This is a genomic window from Amycolatopsis sp. lyj-112, assembly GCF_046549055.1.
Lineage (GTDB): Bacteria > Actinomycetota > Actinomycetes > Mycobacteriales > Pseudonocardiaceae > Amycolatopsis.
In genome coordinates this window covers 424410-442709 of the sequence record NZ_JAJPWS010000006.1, presented here as the reverse complement: position 1 = coordinate 442709, position 18300 = coordinate 424410, and the positions used below count along the sequence as shown (strand labels likewise).

The window sequence follows — 18300 nt, the reverse complement described above, 5'->3', positions numbered from 1 at the left end:
GCGCGTTACTCGGTGTATTCCCCGGTTCTCCCGGTTACGCAAACCGGGAGAACCGCGGGCGCAACCGTGGAGTAGCTGCCTTATCGCTACGCATGTGAGCCTTGAACAAGTCCGCAGAATTCGAATCCACCCGTTAGGGGGAGAGTGCGTTGGGCAATGGATGGCGCACGTTCAGACGTCGTATCATCACGCCGGACGTCTCCGAGACGTCGCTGGACAAGCGGGGTTTCCACAAGAAGAGCCCAGCCGCTCAAGAATTGCTGGAGACGGTCGGTGAGAAATTCCTGCTCGGGTACGCCCACGCGGTAGAAGCGCGGACCACCGAACAGGCCGAGGAATGGCTCGAGCGTATTCCGGTCAAATACCGCGGCTTCGCCTACGAAGGCGCGGGAATGGGCTACGGAATGCTCGACGGCCTGCCGGGCGGCGGGCGTGGGCATATCGCGGACTTCCTCGACGGTCCCGCCGAGAAGCACGACTACATCATCTACGTCGGCGTCGGCTGGGGGATGGCGCGGTTGCCGCGCTTCCGCTGGCCGTCCGCCGAGGACTTCGACCCGTTGCTGCGCTGGCTGGTGCTCGACGGGTACGGATTCCACCAGGCCTACTTCAAGACGGCCAAGTACATCGACGGGCAGTTCCAGGACCCGGACTTCGCCTGGCCGGCCGGCAACAACGGCTATTCGTTGCGGGCGATCGACCAGGGCATCGGCCGGGCGCTGTGGTTCATCTGCGGCACCGACGTCGATCTGGTCACCGCGGCCATCGCGAGATTCCCCCAGCAGCGCCGCGGAGATCTGTACGCCGGAGTCGGGCTCGCCTCGACGTATGCGTGCGGTGTCACCTCCGACGAACTCCTCAAACTCGCCGAGTTCGCCGGTGAGTATCGCGGGAATCTGGCTCAGGGCAGCGCTTTCGCCGCCGAGGCCAGGGTCCGCGCCGGACTGCTGATCCCCGAGACCGAGGTCGCCACGCAGGCGATCTGCGGGCTGCCGGCCGAGCGCGCGGCGGCCATCACCCAGGAGGTCCGCCCGGCTGTCGTGGTCGACGGCGAACTCCCGGCTTTCGAAACCTGGCGACAGCGCATCGCCGCCGAGGTACTCACTTCTGGAGGTGCAGGCAAATGACGGCGACCTTGGGCTGGCTCCGCAAGCAGCTTGCGGGCATCGTGGCGCTGTTGCTGATGGCGGGACTGTTCGTGGTGGCACAGCTGCCGACGGTCTCGACCGCCGAGGCGGACACCATGGCCTCGAAGTACGCGTTCGAGCCGTTGACGATCGCACTGCCGGAGGCGGCGAAGAGCCAGTCGATCCGGACGGTGAACAAGGAGTACGAGCACATCCGCGCCTGGATCTCGTCGGTCGGCGCCGCGATCGCGGTGAACGACCTCGACGGGGACAAGCTCGCGAACGACCTGTGCTTCGTGGACCCGCGCAGCGATCAGGTGGTCGTCACCCCGACGCCGGGCAAGGGCGGTGACCGTTACGCGCCGTTCGCGCTCGACACGGCGCCGCTGCCGATGGGCAAGTACATCGCGCCCATGGGTTGTGTGCCGGGCGACTTCAACGAGGACGGCCGGGTCGACCTGCTGGCCTACTACTGGGGCCGCACGCCGATCGTGTTCCTCGCCAAGCCTTCCGCGGCCACGCCGGCGGCGAAGTCCTACGTGCCGGTCGAACTGGTGCCGGGCAACAACGTCAAGAACGGCGAGTATTCCGGTCCACTGTGGAACACCAACGCCGCGACCGTCGGTGACTTCGACGGCGACGGCCACCAGGACATCTTCATCGGCAACTACTTCCCCGACAGCGCGGTGCTGGACGACCGGGTCTTCGGCGGGGTCGAGATGAACAAGTCGATGTCGCACGCCGACAACGCGGGCGGCAAGTACATCTTCCGCTTCACCGGCGCCACCCAGGGCGACCAGCCTTCGGTCACCTTCGTCTGCGACGACCAGGCCATCCCGGCCGACGCACGCGGTGGCTGGGCGCTGGCGGTCAGCGCGACCGACGTCGACGGGGACAACCTGCCGGAGCTCTACATCGGCAACGACTTCGGTCACGACCGCCTGCTGTACAACAAGTCCACGGCGGGCAAGGTCTCCTTCGCCGAGGTGAAGGGCGTCCGCGGCGGCACCGAGCCGAAGTCCAAGGTGGTCGGCAACGACTCCTTCAAGGGCATGGGCGTCGACTTCGGCGACCTGAACCACGACGGCCTCTACGACATGTACGTCAGCAACATCACGACGTCCTGGGGCATCGAGGAAAGCCACTTCCAGTTCATGAACACCGCCAAGGACACCGCGGATCTGCGCGGCCGTCTGCAGGGCGGAGAGGCACCGTGGGTGGACCGCAGCGCACAGGCGGGCACCGCGTGGTCCGGCTGGGGCTGGGACGTCAAGATCGCCGACTACAACAACAGCGGTGAATCGGTGATCACCCAGGCGACCGGCTTCGTCAAGGGCGACGTCAACCGCTGGCCGCAGCTGCAGGAACTGGCGACGTCCAACGACGAACTGCTGAAGCACCCGTACTTCTGGCCGAACATGGTGGCCGGTGACGACGTCGGCGGCGACCACACCCTGCACTTCTGGGCCAAGAGCGCCGACGGCCGCTACACCGACCTGGCCCCGCGCCTCGGTCTCGCGGTCCCGGTTCCCACCCGCGGTATCGCCACCGGCGACGCCGACGGTGACGGCAAGCTCGACTTCGCCGTGGCCCGCCAGTGGGAGCAGCCGATCTTCTACCGCAACGTCAGCCCGGACGCGGGTTCGTACCTGAACCTGAAGCTGCTCCACGACATCCCGGCCGCGGCCGGGATGTCGAAGGCGGCGGGCACCGCGGCGATCGGCGCTCAGGTCACCGTCATCACCCCCGACGGCAAGAAGTACATCGACCGTGTCGACGGCGGCAGCGGCCACTCCGGCAAGCGCAGCCACGAAGTGCAGATCGGCCTCGGCAAGGTCACCGGGCCGGTGAAGGTGTGCGTGCAGTGGCGTGACCTGACCGGGCAGATCCGGATGCAGGAGATCCAGCTGGCCCCGGGTAGCCACACGCTCCAGCTCGGCTCCCAGGTGAAGGGAAAGTAACCGTCATGGCAGAGCAGACAATCGCCGCCCCGAAGAGCAACAAGACGATCACGGCCCTTCGCCGGTTCGCGATCTCGATCACGGTCTTCAACATCATCGGTTACACCGTGCTCGGTTTCGAGCAGCCGTGGGTCTACCCGTTCATCGCACTGGGTACCGCCTACGCCACGGAAATCCTGCTGGAGATCCTCGGAGCGCGCGTCCAGAACCGCGACGTCCGCTTCAAGGGCAACGGGTTCAAGGGACTCGTGGAGTTCCTCTTCCCGGCGCATATCACCGGTCTCGCGCTCAACATGCTGACCTACGTCAACGACCAGGTCCTCGTGATGATCTTCGGCGTGGTCGTCGCCGTCGGCGCCAAGTGGATCCTGCAGGCACCGGTGCGCGGCCGGCTCCGGCACTACATGAACCCGTCGAACTTCGGCATCACGATCATCCTGCTGCTGTTCCCCTGGGCGAGCATCGCGCCGCCGTACCACTTCACCGAGCAGGTCGACTCCTGGGTCGGCTGGGTGATCGTCGGCATCATCATGGTGTCGGGCACGGTGCTCAACGCGATGCTGACCCAGCGGATGTGGCTGATCGGCGCCTGGCTGATCACGTTCGCCCTGCAGGCGATCATCCGAGGTCTGGTGTTCGACACCGCCATTCCCGGCGCGCTCGGGATGATGACCGGGGTGGCGTTCGTGCTCTACACGAACTACATGGTCACCGACCCGGGTACGACCCCGTCGAAGCCGGCGTCGCAGATCCTGTTCGGCTCGGGAGTGGCGATCGCGTACGGGTTCTTCATGGTGGTGCACGTGGCGTACGGCCTGTTCCTGGCCACCGCGCTCGTCTGCCTCATCCGCGGCATGTTCCTGTGGGGCCTGCACTTCTCGCAGAAGGCCACCGCGAAGTGGGAGGCCGACCAGGTGAAGGACGCCGAAGTCACGACCCTGCCCAAGCCGGTCGAGGAGAAGCCCGAGACCAGCACCGGAGCCGTGGCGGCATGACCCCAGAGGTGGTACCGACCAGGGCAGTGCCGCCCGGACCGCCGCGCCGAGCGACGTTCGGTCTGCTGAAGAAGCTCTTCACCGACCGGCTGGCGCTCATGTCGGACTCGGCGGGGGACTACGGGGACGTCGTCCGGATCGCCATCGGTCCGAAGACGATGTACCTGGTCAACCACCCCGATCTGGCGAAACACGTGCTCGCGGACAACGCGGCCAACTATCACAAGGGAATCGGCCTCCAGGAGGCGAGGCGGGCACTCGGCGACGGGTTGCTCACCAGTGACGGCGACGTCTGGAAGAAACAGCGCCGCACGATCCAGCCGGTGTTCCAGCCCAAGCGGATCGCGCGGCAGGCCTCGGTCGTCGCGAACGAGGTCGAAGGTCTGGTGAAACGCTTGCGTGACACCACCGGGCCCGTGGAGATCATGCACGAAATGACCGGGCTGACCCTCGGCGTGCTCGGCAAGACCCTGCTCGACGCCGACCTCGCCGGGTTCACCTCGCTGGGCCATTCCTTCGAAGCCGTGCAGGATCAGGCGATGTTCGAAGCGGTGACGCTGAGCATGGTCCCGCAGTGGGCGCCGCTGAAGAAACAACTGCGGTTCCGGGAATCGCGGCACGACCTCCGCCGGATCGCCGAGGAACTCGTCGAGCAGCGGTTCGCGAACCCGGTGGAGAACGGCGAAGACGTGCTGTCGCGGCTGATCGCCACCGGGGGCACCCGGGAGCAGATGCGCGACGAACTGATCACCCTGCTGCTGGCCGGGCACGAGACGACGGCGAGCACGCTGGGCTGGGCGTTCCACCTCCTCGACGAACACCCCGACGTGGCGGCGAAGCTGCGTGACGAGGCGGATTCCGTGCTGGGCGACCAGTTGCCCACCCACGACGACCTGCACCGGTTGCCTTACACGGCAAGGGTCGTCGAGGAGGTCATGCGGCTGTACCCGCCGGTGTGGCTGCTGCCGAGGGTGGCGCAGGCCGACGACGAGATCGGTGGCTACCACATCCCGGCCGGGTCCGACGTCGTCGTCGTGCCCTACACCCTGCACCGGCATCCGGCGTTCTGGCCGGACCCGGAGAAGTTCGACCCGGACCGGTTCGACCCGGACCGGCTGAGCGGGCGGCCCCGGTACGCCTACATCCCGTTCGGCGCCGGACCGCGGTTCTGCATCGGCAACAGCCTCGGCGTGATGGAGGCGGTGTTCGTGCTGACCATGGTCCTGCGGGACCTGGAGATCAGAAAGCTGCCGGGCTACGAGGTCGTCCCCGAGGCGATGCTCTCGCTGCGCGTGCGCGGTGGGTTGCCGATGACCGTGCACGCCAGGAACAGGAGGTAGGTTCCGTGGATTCGGACGAACAGATCAAGGTGTCCACATTGGAGGCCTACGCGGACACGATCCTTCCCGGGGAGAAGCGGTTCCCCGACGATCACGCGATCGCCGGCGCCGCTCCCGGGCCGGGTGCGGTCGTGGCGGGAGCGCTCGAACTGCTGCACACCGAGGCGACCGGGGTGACGGTCGGGCTGCCCTATTTGGCGCAGTCACTCAACGACCACGCGAAGGTCTACGCCAAGGACCAGGAACTCACCCTCGACGAAACGCTGCCGCCGTTCGTCGCACTGTCCTTCGCGGACCGGACGGAGCTGGTGCGGTCGCTGACCGCGCCCGGTCACCCGGAGAAGGACGGCTGGGTCAGCCTCGCGCTGTTCTGCAACATGTCCTTCGACTGCGCGGCGCACAAGCACACCGCCGAAGCCATCGCCGAAGGCCACCCGGGTCTGCTGGCGATGGGCTACACCGCGCCGGACGAAGACGGCCTGTGGCGATTCCCGAAGTTCTCCTATCGCCGCGAACTGGCGAAACGCCACCCTGACACGACGCCTTCCGGGAGCCCGGCATGAGTGCCTACGACAAGACCGACGTCGTCATCGTCGGCAGCGGGTTCGGCGGCTCGATCCCGGCGTACCACCTCGCCGCGGGCGGGGCGAAGGTCACCGTGCTGGAACGCGGCCCGTGGCTGGAGGCCAAGGAGTTCGAGCACGACTACCTGCTCGGCTCGTCCTACACCCGGGCGTTCGACTTCGTCGTCGGCGACGGGATGAGCGTGCTGGGCGGGAACTGCGTCGGCGGCGGCAGTGTCGTCTACTTCGCCGCGATGCCGAGGGCGCCGAAGTTCGTCTTCGAACGCCACGGCAGCATCGGCCGCCGTATGTGGCCGTCGGTGCTGTCCCGCGATGCGCTGGAGCCCTGGTACGACCGGGTCTCCGACTCGCTTCCGGTGTCCCAGCAGGACTGGAACGACGTGTCCTACGCGGGCGGGTTGTTCGCGGCCTTCTGCGACCACTCCGGGCGTACCGCCAACCCCGCGCCGGTCGCGGTCGACAACGACCGGTGCGTGAACTGCAACTTCATGATGGCGGGCTGCCGGTTCGACGCGAAACGGTCGCTGCTGACCAACTATCTGCCCGCCGCGCTCGCGCACGGCGCGCAGATCCGGCCGCTGCACGAGGTCCAGCGGATCGAGCGGATCGAGGACGGCGACTACCGCGTCCATTTCACCGTCGTCGACGACGTTGATTACCGCGTGCAGTCCGGCAGCGGGACGATCGACGCGAAGGTCGTCATCATCGCCGCCGGCGCCGGTGCGACGCCGGTGATCCTGCAGCGGTCGGAATCCGCGCTCGGCACCATGCCGCACGCCGTCGGCCGGTACTTCTCGGGCAACGGTGAGCGGCTCAACACCGCGATCATCAACGAGGAGCGGGTCCGCGAGGTGCTCGGGCTGTCCCGTGAGGACGGCAAGGTCTACGAGGCCAACCACATCGGCAAGGGCCCGACCGTGGCGAACTGGGACAAGCTCGACGGTTCGCTGCCGGAGTACGAGCGGTATTCGCTGGAGCAGCTGTACTTCCCGCCCGGGCTCGGCACGATCCTCGCGCAGGTGCCCGACGGCGACGAGCCGCGCTGGTTCGGGGCGCAGAAGAAGGAGATCCTCAAGAGGTGGGCATCCTGGCTCACCATCTTCCTGATGACCGAGGACGACAACGAGGGTGTGTTCGGCGCGCCGCCGCCCACCGGCAACGCCTACCGCATCTCGCAGCAGATGCTCGGCCGCGGCCCGCTGAAGTACGACCCGACCGCGAACACCCGGCACGGCTGGTCGCTGGCCGACGCGGAGTGCAAGGAGATCTTCGAGAAGGACGGCCTGGCGAAGGTGTCGCCCTGGACCAACGACGTCGTCGGCGCCTACACCGTGCACCCGCTGGCGTCGTGCCGGATCGGTGACGACCCGGAGACCTCGGCGCTGCATCCGAACCACGAACTCCGCAACCACCCTGGGATCTTCGTGACCGACAGCGCTTCCGTGCCGGGCGCGCTGACGGTGAACCCGGCGATGACGATCGCGGCGCTGGCCGAGCGTTCGGTGCCGGGGATCGTGCGGGCGCTGCAGGCACGCGGCGTCGATGTCTCCTACGGCGCGCCCACGCCGGACGGGTCCATCACCGGGCGGCGTGCGGTCAGCAAGCTGTCGCTGGTGGCTGGTAGCTGATCATGGCGCCGAAACCGGTGAAGCTCGCGTTGCGACGGGCGCTGCGCGAGACCCGATACGTCCGGCCGGTCCCGGTGGGCAAGGCCACCGGGCTGGTCCGCGACGTCTACCGCCAGCTCGAACGGGACTTCGGCATGCTCGCGCCGCCGGTCGCCCTGCATTCGCCGTCACCACCGGTTCTCGCGGCCACCTGGCTGATGCTGCGGGAATCGCTGGTGGCGGCGGGGGCGACCGGCCGGGCGGACCGGGAGATCGTCGCTTCCCTGGTGTCGCAGGCGAACGCGTGCCCGTACTGCGTCGAGGTGCACGGGATGGCGCTGTCCTCACTCGGCCGTTCCTCGGTGGCCTCGGCCATCGAGGCGGGCGGTGTGGTGGAGGATCCGCGCTCATCGGCAGCTCTGTCGCCGGCGGCTTCGGCCGAGCTGACCGCTGTCGCGTTCTCGTTCCACTACCTGAACCGGGTGGTGAGCGTCTTCCTCGGGCCGTCACCGCTGCCTCCGTCCGTGCCGGATTCCGCACGGGAGAAGGCGAAGGCGGTCCTCGGCCGGTTCCTCCGTCCCATCGAAGACGCTTCGCCGGGCTTGTCGCTGGAGTTCCTGCCCGCCGGTTCGGAAGACTTCGCTTGGGCGGCCGGGAACCCGACGGTCGCCGACGCCTTCTCCCGTGCTGAATCGGTCTTCGCCTCGGTGCCTGTTCCTCCTGCCGTAAGGGATGTCGTTCTTCGGGAACTGTCCTCTTGGGATGGTCGGCCACCGGGGCTGAGCCGATCTTGGGTGGATGCCGTCGATCTCCCCCCGGACGACGTCGCGGCCGCGCGGTTGGCCTTGGTGGTGGCGAAGGCGCCCTACCAGGTCGACGACGCCATGGTCGCCGGTGCGGGGTTGTCCGACCGAGAGCTGATAGAAGTGGTCGGATGGTCGAGTTTCGTTGCCGCGCAACGGTGTGTGGCCCTCGAAGCACACGCCGGCAGGTGACCGCACGACCCTCCCGGGGTTCGTGAGGAACCGGGTCCATCCAGGAGAAGACGGCCGCGGGGTGCCGGGGCGATCCTGAGTGGGCGGACCGAGTGCGGAAGGAAGCGAGCCGGGAGCACCTGCGTCGCCTGCGAGCCGGCTTCCAGGCGCACGAAAGGTCCGAATGAACACGGCGGTCGTCACGGGAGAAGGAACTCCCGAGGCGGCCGCCGGATTCGTTGGTCTGTCTTCAACAACATGAGAGAAGACTCCGCGAGCTGCCCGGTTCATGCTTGACGGGACTGCAGATGCGGACGGTGCCCGGGTTTCTGGGGACAGAGCCCGGCGCTGGAACCGGATTCCGTGACTTGAGTGTTTGAGATCTAGGGGAGTGCGGTGGCATGAGCGTTGAGCGGATTTCGATTGTCGGTATCGGTCTCCGATACCCGGACGCTGGTTCCCCGGACGAACTATGGGAGAACGTCCTCGCCGGCCGCCGGGCGTTCCGCAGACTGCCCGACGAGCGGATGAACCGCGAGGACTACTACTCGCCTGACGCGGCAGCGCCGGACCGTTTCTACGCCCAGAAAGCCGCGGTCCTGCGGGAGTACGAGTTCGACCGCATCAAGTACAAGGTCGCGGGCAGCACGTTCCGCTCGACCGACACCACGCACTGGCTGGCGCTCGAGGTCGCCGCGCAGGCCTTGGCGGACGCGGGTTTCCCCGAGGGGGAGGGCCTGCCGAGAATCGCCACGGGTGTGGTCATCGGCAACAGCCTCACCGGTGAGTTCTCCCGCGCCAACATCATGCGGCTGCGCTGGCCGTATGTGCGCCGCACGGTCGCGGCGGCGCTCGCCGAGCGCGGCTGGGCCGAGGGCGACACCGCCGAGTTCCTCCACGACCTCGAGGCGCAGTACAAGGCGCCGTTCCCGGAGATCAACGAGGACTCGCTCGCGGGCGGGCTGGCCAACACCATCGCCGGGCGCGTCTGCAACTTCTTCGACTTCGGCGGCGGCGGATTCACCGTGGACGGCGCCTGTTCGTCGTCGCTGCTCTCCGTGGTCACCGCGGCGAACGCGCTGTCCGAGGGCGACCTCGACGTCGCCATCGCCGGCGGTGTCGACCTGTCGATCGACCCGTTCGAGGTGATCGGGTTCGCGAAGACCGGCGCGCTGGCGAAGCGCGAGATGAAGGTCTACGACGCCGACTCCAACGGGTTCTGGCCCGGCGAGGGTTCCGGCATGCTCGTGCTGATGCGCGAGGAAGACGCGATCGCGCAGGGCAAGCGGATCTACGCCTCCATCGGCGGCTGGGGTATCTCCTCCGACGGCAAGGGCGGCATCACCCGCCCCGAAGCCTCGGGTCACCGCCTGGCGCTGAAGCGGGCCTACGACAAGGCCGGATACGGCGTCGAGACCGTCTCCTACTTCGAGGGTCACGGCACCGGGACCGCGCTGGGCGACGCCACCGAGATCGAGGCGCTCTCCACCGCCCGCCGCGACGCCGACCCGCTCGCCGACCGTGCCGCGCTGAGCACGATCAAGGGCAACATCGGGCACACCAAGGCCGCCGCCGGCGTCGCCGGGCTGATCAAGGCGACCCTCGCGGTCTACCACCAGGTCATCCCGCCGGCCACCGGCCACTTCGAGCCGCACGAGTCGCTGGTCGGCGACTCCGCGCGGATGTACGTCCCGGTCGAGGCCGGGCTGTGGCCCCCGGACCACCCGGTCCGCGCCGGAGTTTCGGCGATGGGCTTCGGCGGGATCAACTCGCACGTCACCGTCACCGAGGCGCCGGGCGCCGCCCGCCGCAAGGAACTCGACGAGAAGACCCGTGCGCTGGTGTCCGGACGGCAGGACACGGAACTGCTGCTCCTCGACGCCGACGACGCGGCCTCGCTGCGTGGGCAGGTCACCGCGCTGCTGGAGCTGGTACCGAAGCTTTCGCTCGCGGAACTGGGCGACCTCGCCGGCTCGCTTTCCGAGGAGCTGTCCGGGAAACCGGTGCGCGCGGCGATCATCGCGAGCAACCCCGAAGACGCCGAGCGCAAGTTGTCGAAGCTGCTCGACCTCCTCGGTGAGGGCGAGCCGGAAGTCTTCTCGGCCGGTGAGGGCATCTTCGCCAGCTCTCGTTCCGAGGGGCCGAAGATCGGCTTCCTGTTCCCCGGCCAGGGTTCCGGGCAGGGCACGGTCGGCGCGCTCCGCAAGCGTTTCGCCCACGTCGACGACATCTACCGCGCCGCCGGGCTTTCCACCGGCGCCGACCAGGTGAGCACCGACGTCGCCCAGCCGCGGATCGTCACCGGTTCGCTCGCCGGGCTGCGGGTGCTGAAGAGCCTCGGCATCGAGGCGCAGACGGCCGCGGGGCACAGCCTCGGTGAACTCACCGCACTGCATTGGGGTGGCGCGCTCAACGAACGTGAAGTCCTGAAGCTCGCGAAGATCCGCGGCAAGGTGATGGCCGGAGCCAGTGCCGGAAACGGTGCCATGGCGGGGATCGCGGCCGCGCCGAACGTCGTCGAGCGGGTCGCGGACGGCGAGGACGTCGTCATCGCCGGGTACAACGCCCCCGAGCAGACCGTCCTTTCCGGACCGGCCGACGCCATCGACCGGGTGGTCGCCCGTGCCCGCGCCGAAGGGCTCACCGCGACCCGGATCAACGTGTCGCACGCGTTCCACTCGCCCGCGGTCGAACCGGCCGCCGAGGCGATGACCGAGGAACTCGCCGCCTTCGACTTCGCCCGGCTCGACCGGCCGGTGGTGTCGACGGTGACCGGTGACGTCCTGCACGGCGCCGAGGATCTGCGCGATCTGCTGCGCGACCAGGTGGTGCTGCCGGTGCGCTTCCGGGAGGCCGCCGCGAAGGTGGCCGAGCGGAGCGACCTGGTGGTCGAGGTCGGTCCCGGCCGGGTGCTCACCGGCCTGTTCGGCGAGATCGCGCCGGGTACGCCGGTGCTCTCGATCGACACCGACAGCCCGACGCTGGCCGCGGTGCTGAAGGTCGCCGGTGCCGCGTTCGCGTTCGGTGTCCCGCTGGAGACGTCCGCGCTGTTCACCGGCCGGGTCGTGCGGGCCCTGCCGGTGGACGGGCAGTTCGGCTTCCTCGCGAGCCCTTGCGAGGCCGCGCCGTCGATCGTGGCCGAACTGGCCCGCGAACGCGCCGCGGAACCGGCCGAGCCCGCCGCGGCGGGCGAGGCTTCCGAAAGCGGGGGCAGCAGCACGCTCGACCTGCTGCGCAAGCTCGCTTCCGAGCGGGTCGAACTCCCGCTCGAGTCCGTCACCGCCGACACGCACCCGCTCGACGACCTGCACCTTTCGTCGATCACCGTGGGGCAGCTGGTCAACGACGTGACCCGCGCGCTGGGCCGCCCGGCGCTGGAGGGCATGCCGAACTTCGCGACCGTCTGTCTCGGGGAACTCGCCGAGATGATCGACGAACTCGCGCAGACGGCCAAACCGTCCGACAGCAACCAGGCGGAGGTCACCGGTGTCGGGCCGTGGGTCCGGCCGTTCGCGGTGGAGTACGTCGTCGCGCCGAAGCCGGCCCCGGACCTGACCCCGGGCCTTTCGACCGCCGAATGGTCGGCGTTCGCGCCCGCCGGGCACTCGCTGGCCGAGCCGCTGCGCGCGGCGCTGGCCACCGCGGGCCTCGGCGACGGTGTCCTCCTGTGCCTGAACGAGGACAGCGACGCCGACGACGTCGGGCTGTTCCTGGAGGCGGGCCGCGCGGTCCTGGCCGGGCCCAACGGCACGCGGTTCGTCGTGGTACAGCACGGCCTCGGCGCGTCCGGGCTGGCGAAAACGCTGCGCCTGGAGGACCCGTCGGCCCGCACCACGATCGTCGATCTCGCCGACGTCGACCCGGTCGATCCCGAAGTCATCGGCGCCGCGGTGTCCACTGTGGTCACCGAGGTCGCCGCGACCAACGACTTCAGCGAGGTCCGCTACGACACCGCCGGAGTGCGCACGGTGCCGAGGCTCGCCGCCCTGTCGGCCGCCGAAACGATCACGACCCCGCTGGGCGCGGACGACGTCCTGCTGGTCACCGGTGGCGGCAAGGGCATCACCGCGGAGAGCGCTTTGGCACTGGCCAAGGACTCCGGCGCGAAACTGGCGTTGCTGGGCCGGAGCGATCCGGCCGACGACGCCGAGCTGTCGGAGAACCTCGGCCGCATGGAGGCCGCGGGCATCACCTACCGGTACGAGCGCGCCGACGTCACCGCCGCCCAGCAGGTGGCGGACGCGATCGGCCGGATCCAGACCGCGTTCGGCCCGGTCACCGCGGTGCTGCACGGTGCGGGCCGCAACGAGCCGGCCGCGCTGTTCTCCTTGACCGAGGAGACCTTCCGCAAGACGCTGGCGCCGAAGATCGGCGGCCTCAACGCCGTCCTCGACGCCGTCGACCAGGACAAGATCAAGCTGCTGGTCACCTTCGGCAGCATCATCGGGCGGGCGGGCCTGCGCGGTGAGGCGCACTACGCCACGGCCAACGACTGGATGACCGAACTGACCGTGCGGTTCGGCCGCGAACACCCCCAGGCGCGGGCGATCGCACTCGAATGGTCGGTCTGGTCCGGGACGGGGATGGGCGAAAAGCTCGGTGTCGTCAGCGCTCTGATGCGGGACGGCATCACCCCCATCCCGACCGAGGAGGGCATCGAGATCCTCCGCCAGGTCGTCGGCGACCCGGCCGCCCCGTCGGTACTGGTCGTCTGCGGCCGTACCGGGGGACTGGCCACCCTGCCGGTGGAGAAGCGCGAACTGCCGCTGACCCGGTTCGTGGACCGCGCCGTGGTGCACTACCCGGGGGTCGAACTGATCACCGAGGCCGACCTCTCCGCGGGCAGCGACCCGTACCTGGCCGACCACCTGCTGGACGGACAGCTGCTGTTCCCGGCCGTGATCGGGATGGAGGCGATGACCCAGGTCGCCAAGGCGGCGCTCGGGGTGGAAAGCCTGCCGGCACCGGTGTTCTCCGGCGTGGAGTTCCTGCGCCCGATCATCGTCTCGCCGGGCGGGTCGACCACGATCCGGCTCGCCGCGCTCGCCAGGGACGCCGGCACGGTGGACGTGGTGCTGCGCAGCGGGGAAACCGGGTTCAGCGCCGATCACTTCCGTGCGCGGCTCGAGTTCAGCAGGCCGGATCCGCTCGGCGAGACCGTCGTCCGCGACGTCGCGCTGCCGCCCGTCCCGGTGGACCCGACGACCGAGCTCTACGGCACGGTCCTGTTCCAGGGCAAGCGTTTCCAGCGGGTCACCGGCTACCGGCGGGCCAGCGCCCGGCACGCGGTCGCCGAGATCGCGACCGGCGCCAAGGTCGACTGGTTCGCGCCGTTCCTTCCGCAGGAACAGCTTCTGGCCGATCCGGGCACCCGTGACGCGATGATGCACGCCATCCAGTGCTGTGTCCCGGACGCGACCCTGCTGCCGCAAGGGATCGAGCGGCTGTACCTCGCCGAACCCGGCAAGCAGGACCCGGAGTACGTGCTCCTCGACGCCCGCGAACGTTCGCAGGACGGCGACAGCTACATCTACGACCTCGACGTCCGCAACCCGGACGGCACGCTCGTCGAGCGGTGGGAAGGGCTGAAACTGCGCGCGGTCCGCAAACGCGACGGGGAAGGGCCTTGGGTCCCGTCGATGCTCGGGTCCTATTTGGAGCGTGCCGCCGAACGGCTGCTCGGCTCGACGCGGGCGATCGTGGTCGAACCGGACCCGGTGGACGTCTCGGTGGAGACCACGGCGGAGCGCCGGGCGCAGACGGCGCTGGCCGCCGGCCGTGCCGTCGACGCCCCGCTCGAGATCCGCTACCGCCCGGACGGGAAACCGGAGGCCGACGGGGTCGAGGTGAGCGCGTCGCACAGCGCGAAACTCACCCTGGCGATCGCCGGTACCGGCCGGCTCGCGTGCGACGTCGAGACGGCGATCGAGCGGACCCCGGAGGACTGGGCCGGGCTGCTCGGCGAAGACCTCCTCGCGGTGGGTGAACTGCTCGCCGCCGACGCCCGCGAACCGCTTTCCGTCGCGCACACCCGGGTTTGGAGCGCACTGGAATGCGTGCGCAAGACCGGCGACATGACCCAGGCGCTCACCGTGCACCGGGTCGACCCGGACGGCTGGGCGGTGCTTTCCCACGGCAGTGCCCGCATCGCCACCTGGGCGACGACCGTCAACGACCGAACCGATCCCGTGGTCTTCGCGGTGCTCCAGGGAGAGGAAAACTGACATGGCCGACTACTACGAGATCCTTCACACGGTCGGGTTCGAAGAGACCAACCTGGTGGGCAACGTCTACTACGTGAACTACGTGCGCTGGCAGGGCCGGTGCCGCGAGATGTTCTTGAGGGACAAGGCACCCGCGGTGCTCGACGAGGTTCGCAAGGACCTCAAGCTGTTCACCCTCAAGGTGGATTGCGAGTTCTACGCGGAGATCACCGCGTTCGACGAGCTGTCCATCCGGCTCCGCCTGGAAGAGCTGACCCAGACCCAGATCCAGTTCACCTTCGACTACGTCCACCTCACCGACGAGGGTGAGCGGCTGGTGGCGCGCGGACGGCAGCGGATCGCCTGCATGCGCGGGCCGAACACGGCGACGGTGCCCAGCCGGGTGCCCGAGCAGCTGCGTGAGGCGCTGGCCCCGTACGCCGTCAACGGCAAGGGAGAATGACGTGGGCACTCCTGAGCCAGCAGTCGGGTCTCCGTCTCCGGAGCCTGCTCGCCCGGTGCTGAAACGGCTGCCGAGACCCGCCACGCGGCGACGGCTTTCGGCGCAGGCCGGGCTGCGGGAGGTGATGGGCCAGTTCGCCACCGGGGTCACCGTGCTGACCGCCGGGGGCGAGCGGGCCCACGGGATGACCGCCAACGCAGTCACCTCCGTATCGCTGGAACCGCCGATGGTGTTGTGCTGCGTTTCCCGCGCGGCGCGGATGCACGAGGCGATCGTGACGGCCGGCTCGTACGCCGTGACCGTGCTGGCCGCGGAGCAGAAGGACCTGGCGAAGTATTTCGCCGACTGGCGCCGCCCGGCGGGAATCGCGCAGTTCGACTCGGTGGACTGGACGGCCGGTCCGAAGACCGGCGCCCCGTTGCTCGACGGCGCGCTGGCGTGGCTGGAATGCGAGCTGACCGAGGTCTACGAAGGCGGTGATCACTCGATCTTCCTCGGCCGGGTGGTCGCCTCCAGCCGCGGTTCCGGGCAGGACTCCTTGGTCTTCTACAGCGGCGGCTACCACCAGATCGACGGCCGCATCCGCGCATCGGCCTGAAGAGAAGGGCTTGAGAGGAAAGGATTGTCATGACCATCAACGAATCCGCCACCACTCCGCCGGACGAGCCCGGGGCTTCGGTCCACGCGCTCGACCGCCCGCCGGTCGTGACCACGATGCCTCGGCTCGGACGGGGGGTGTGCTGGCGCGACATCGTCCGCGAGATCGAACTCGAAGAACTCGAGCGTGTCAGTGCCGCTTCCTCGGCGGGACAGAGTGCCTCGGGAGGGCGTCTCAAGGAGGTGGCGTGACACTGCAGGGCGATCCGGGCGCCCAGCGCACGGAGGACTCCGAGGTGGTGCCGCTGCCGGAAGAACGGTTGCGGCGCGCCCGGATCCCGCGGGGCGTCGACGGGCAGGTGATCCCGCTCGCCCGCGGCGCCGAACCGGTGCACCCACCCGAACCGACGATGCCCTTGCTGCGCACGCAGCGGAACGAACTGCGCGAACATATCGTCGACGGGCGGCTGGAAGGCGTCCGGAGGCAGCATTCGCTCGGCAAGCACACCGCGCGCGAACGGCTGGATCTGTTGCTGGACCCCGATTCCTTCACCGAGGTCGAGTTGTACCGGCGGCATCAGGCGAGCGGGCTCGGGCTGGCGGAGAACCGGCCCTACACCGACGGCGTCATCGTCGGCTCGGGCACCATCGACGGGCGGCGCGTTTTCGTCTACGCGCAGGACTTCACCCTCTTCGGCGGCTCGCTCGGCGAGGCGCACGCGGCGAAGATCCACAAGGTGATGGACCTGGCGATAGCCACCGGGTCCCCGTTGATCGGGCTCAACGACAGCGGGGGAGCGCGGATCCAGGAAGGCGTCATGGCGCTCAACGGCTACGGCGGCATCTTCCGCCGCCAGGTCGAGGCGTCCGGTGTCATCCCGCAGATCAGCGTGGTGCTGGGGCCGTGTGCCGGCGGGGCGGCGTATTCGCCCGCGCTGGCGGACTTCACCTTCATGGTGCGCGATACCGCCCGGATGTACCTGACCGGGCCGGACGTCGTCCAGACCGTGACGGGGGAACGGGTCAGCCACGAAGAACTGGGGGGCGCGGACGTGCACGGCGCGTCGTCCGGTGTGGCGACCGTGGTGCACGACGACGAGGAGTCCTGCCTCGCCGACGTCCGCTACCTGGTTTCGCTGCTGCCGTCGAACTATCTGGACCCACCGCCCCGTGAGCCGTCGCAGGACGCCGCACGGGACCGGCGGCCCCGGTTCGCGGAAATCGTTCCGGTGGAACCGAATCAGCCCTACGACATGCGGGACGTGTTCGCGGAACTGGCCGACGACGGCGAGTTCTTCGAGATGCACGAGCGGTGGGCGCGGAACGTGCTGTGCGCGCTCGCGCGGGTCGACGGGCGCGTGGTCGGCCTGGTCGGCAACCAGCCGGTGGTGTTCGCCGGCGTGCTCGACGGCCCGGCGTCGCAGAAGGCGGCGCGGTTCGTGCGGTTCTGCGACGCGTTCAGCATCCCGCTGGTGACACTGGTGGACGTCCCGGGCTTCCTGCCGGGTGTCGACCAGGAGCATTCGGGGATCATCCGGCACGGTGCGCAACTGCTGCACGCCTACTGCGAGGCGACCGTGCCGCGGATCCAGATCATCCTGCGCAAGGCTTATGGCGGCGCGTACATCGTGATGGATTCGCGGTCGATCGGGACCGATCTGGCCCTGGCGTGGCCCACCAACCAGATCGCGGTGATGGGCGCCGAGAGCGCGGTCAACGTGCTGTTCCGCAAGGACCTCGCCGCCGCGAGCGACCCGGACGCGTTGCGCGCCCGCCTGGTCGCGGAGTACACCGAGGAGTTCATGAACCCGCAGTACGCCGCCGAACGAGGCCTTGTCGACGACATCATCGACCCCGCGGACACCCGCTCCGCCGTCGCCAGGGCGCTGGACATGCTGCAGGACAAGCGAAAGGCGGCGCCGCAGCGCAAGCACGGCAACCACCCGATCTGAACGGGGGCGCCATGTCACCGTCCGAAAAGGACGCCGAACGGCCCGGGGGCGACTCCGGGACGCCGGTCTTCCGGGTTCTGCGGGGGAACCCGGAAGACTCCGACCTGGCGGTGCTCGTCGCCGTCTTCACCGCGCTCGCGGCCGCGGCGCCCCCCTTCGCCGCGCCCGCCCGCTCGGCGTGGTCTCCGCGGACCCCCGCCACCTGGCGTACTTCTATCCTGCCCTGACGGACGGCTCGCCCCGCGCGAGCCGTCCGTTTTCGTGCGCTCACGCCGCTGTGTCGGCCGCGAGCCGCTCGGCGATGTCCGCTTCCCGGCGCGGAGGATGCGTGCTGTGGTGAGGGTGCACGGCGACGTAGAGGATCCCGCCGGCCATCACCGTCTCCAGGTCCGTTCGCTCCCCAGGCTCGAACGGGCCCCCACAGGCCGCGCAGGTCCGCTGTCGCTGCGCCGCGCTCATGACCGGTCCCTTTGCTCCGGGACGGCCGGGTCGGGCCA

14 protein-coding genes are annotated in these 18300 nt (G+C 69.2%); 13 read left to right on the top strand and 1 reads right to left on the bottom strand.

Features of this window, described 5'->3' with window-relative positions:
* The first annotated feature begins 149 nt into the window (after positions 1-149).
* The 13 genes from ACLJRL_RS22860 to ACLJRL_RS22800 all read left to right on the top strand — a co-directional run bounded on the left by ACLJRL_RS22860 (position 150) and on the right by ACLJRL_RS22800 (position 18030).
* Positions 150-1127, top strand: coding sequence for a DUF1702 family protein (locus tag ACLJRL_RS22860; RefSeq protein WP_410658274.1), 978 nt, complete (start codon positions 150-152; stop codon positions 1125-1127).
* Positions 1124-3088, top strand: coding sequence for a CRTAC1 family protein (locus ACLJRL_RS22855; RefSeq protein WP_410658273.1), 1965 nt, complete (start codon positions 1124-1126; stop codon positions 3086-3088). The genes ACLJRL_RS22860 and ACLJRL_RS22855 overlap by 4 nt, the downstream gene beginning before the upstream one ends.
* Positions 3089-3093: 5 nt before the next feature.
* Positions 3094-4083 (top strand): enediyne biosynthesis protein, encoded by a 990-nt coding sequence (locus tag ACLJRL_RS22850; protein ID WP_410658272.1) that lies wholly within the window; start codon positions 3094-3096, stop codon positions 4081-4083.
* On the top strand, positions 4080-5423 hold the full coding sequence (locus tag ACLJRL_RS22845) for a cytochrome P450 (RefSeq protein ID WP_410658271.1): 1344 nt from the start codon (positions 4080-4082) through the stop codon (positions 5421-5423). Before ACLJRL_RS22850 ends, ACLJRL_RS22845 begins: the two co-directional genes overlap by 4 nt.
* A gap of 5 nt (positions 5424-5428) precedes the next feature.
* Positions 5429-5986: a DUF5987 family protein gene (locus tag ACLJRL_RS22840; RefSeq protein ID WP_410658270.1), complete on the top strand. Its 558-nt coding sequence runs from the start codon at positions 5429-5431 to the stop codon at positions 5984-5986.
* On the top strand, positions 5983-7635 hold the full coding sequence (locus tag ACLJRL_RS22835) for a GMC family oxidoreductase N-terminal domain-containing protein (RefSeq protein ID WP_410658269.1): 1653 nt from the start codon (positions 5983-5985) through the stop codon (positions 7633-7635). Before ACLJRL_RS22840 ends, ACLJRL_RS22835 begins: the two co-directional genes overlap by 4 nt.
* Positions 7636-7637: 2 nt before the next feature.
* On the top strand, positions 7638-8609 hold the full coding sequence (locus ACLJRL_RS22830) for a carboxymuconolactone decarboxylase family protein (RefSeq protein WP_410658268.1): 972 nt from the start codon (positions 7638-7640) through the stop codon (positions 8607-8609).
* A 380-nt stretch (positions 8610-8989) separates the two neighbouring features.
* Positions 8990-14812: a type I polyketide synthase gene (locus tag ACLJRL_RS22825; protein WP_410658267.1), complete on the top strand. Its 5823-nt coding sequence runs from the start codon at positions 8990-8992 to the stop codon at positions 14810-14812.
* A 1-nt stretch (position 14813) separates the two neighbouring features.
* On the top strand, positions 14814-15254 hold the full coding sequence (locus ACLJRL_RS22820) for an acyl-CoA thioesterase (RefSeq protein WP_410658266.1): 441 nt from the start codon (positions 14814-14816) through the stop codon (positions 15252-15254).
* 1 nt (position 15255) lies between these two features.
* Complete coding sequence (locus tag ACLJRL_RS22815) at positions 15256-15852, top strand: flavin reductase family protein (RefSeq protein ID WP_410658265.1); 597 nt, start codon at positions 15256-15258, stop codon at positions 15850-15852.
* Between the two features lie 29 nt (positions 15853-15881).
* Positions 15882-16103, top strand: a complete 222-nt coding sequence (locus ACLJRL_RS22810) for a DUF6222 family protein (RefSeq protein ID WP_410658264.1) — start codon at positions 15882-15884, stop codon at positions 16101-16103.
* Positions 16104-16261: 158 nt separating this feature from the next.
* Entirely contained in the window at positions 16262-17803 is a 1542-nt protein-coding gene (locus ACLJRL_RS22805; protein ID WP_410658307.1) for an acyl-CoA carboxylase subunit beta, read from the top strand.
* Between the two features lie 11 nt (positions 17804-17814).
* Positions 17815-18030, top strand: coding sequence for an acyl-CoA carboxylase subunit epsilon (locus tag ACLJRL_RS22800; RefSeq protein ID WP_410658263.1), 216 nt, complete (start codon positions 17815-17817; stop codon positions 18028-18030).
* Positions 18031-18070: 40 nt separating this feature from the next.
* Here the strand turns inward: ACLJRL_RS22800 and ACLJRL_RS22795 are convergent, their stop codons facing one another.
* Positions 18071-18262, bottom strand: a complete 192-nt coding sequence (locus ACLJRL_RS22795) for a hypothetical protein (RefSeq protein ID WP_410658262.1) — start codon at positions 18260-18262, stop codon at positions 18071-18073.
* Positions 18263-18300 lie beyond the last annotated feature (38 nt).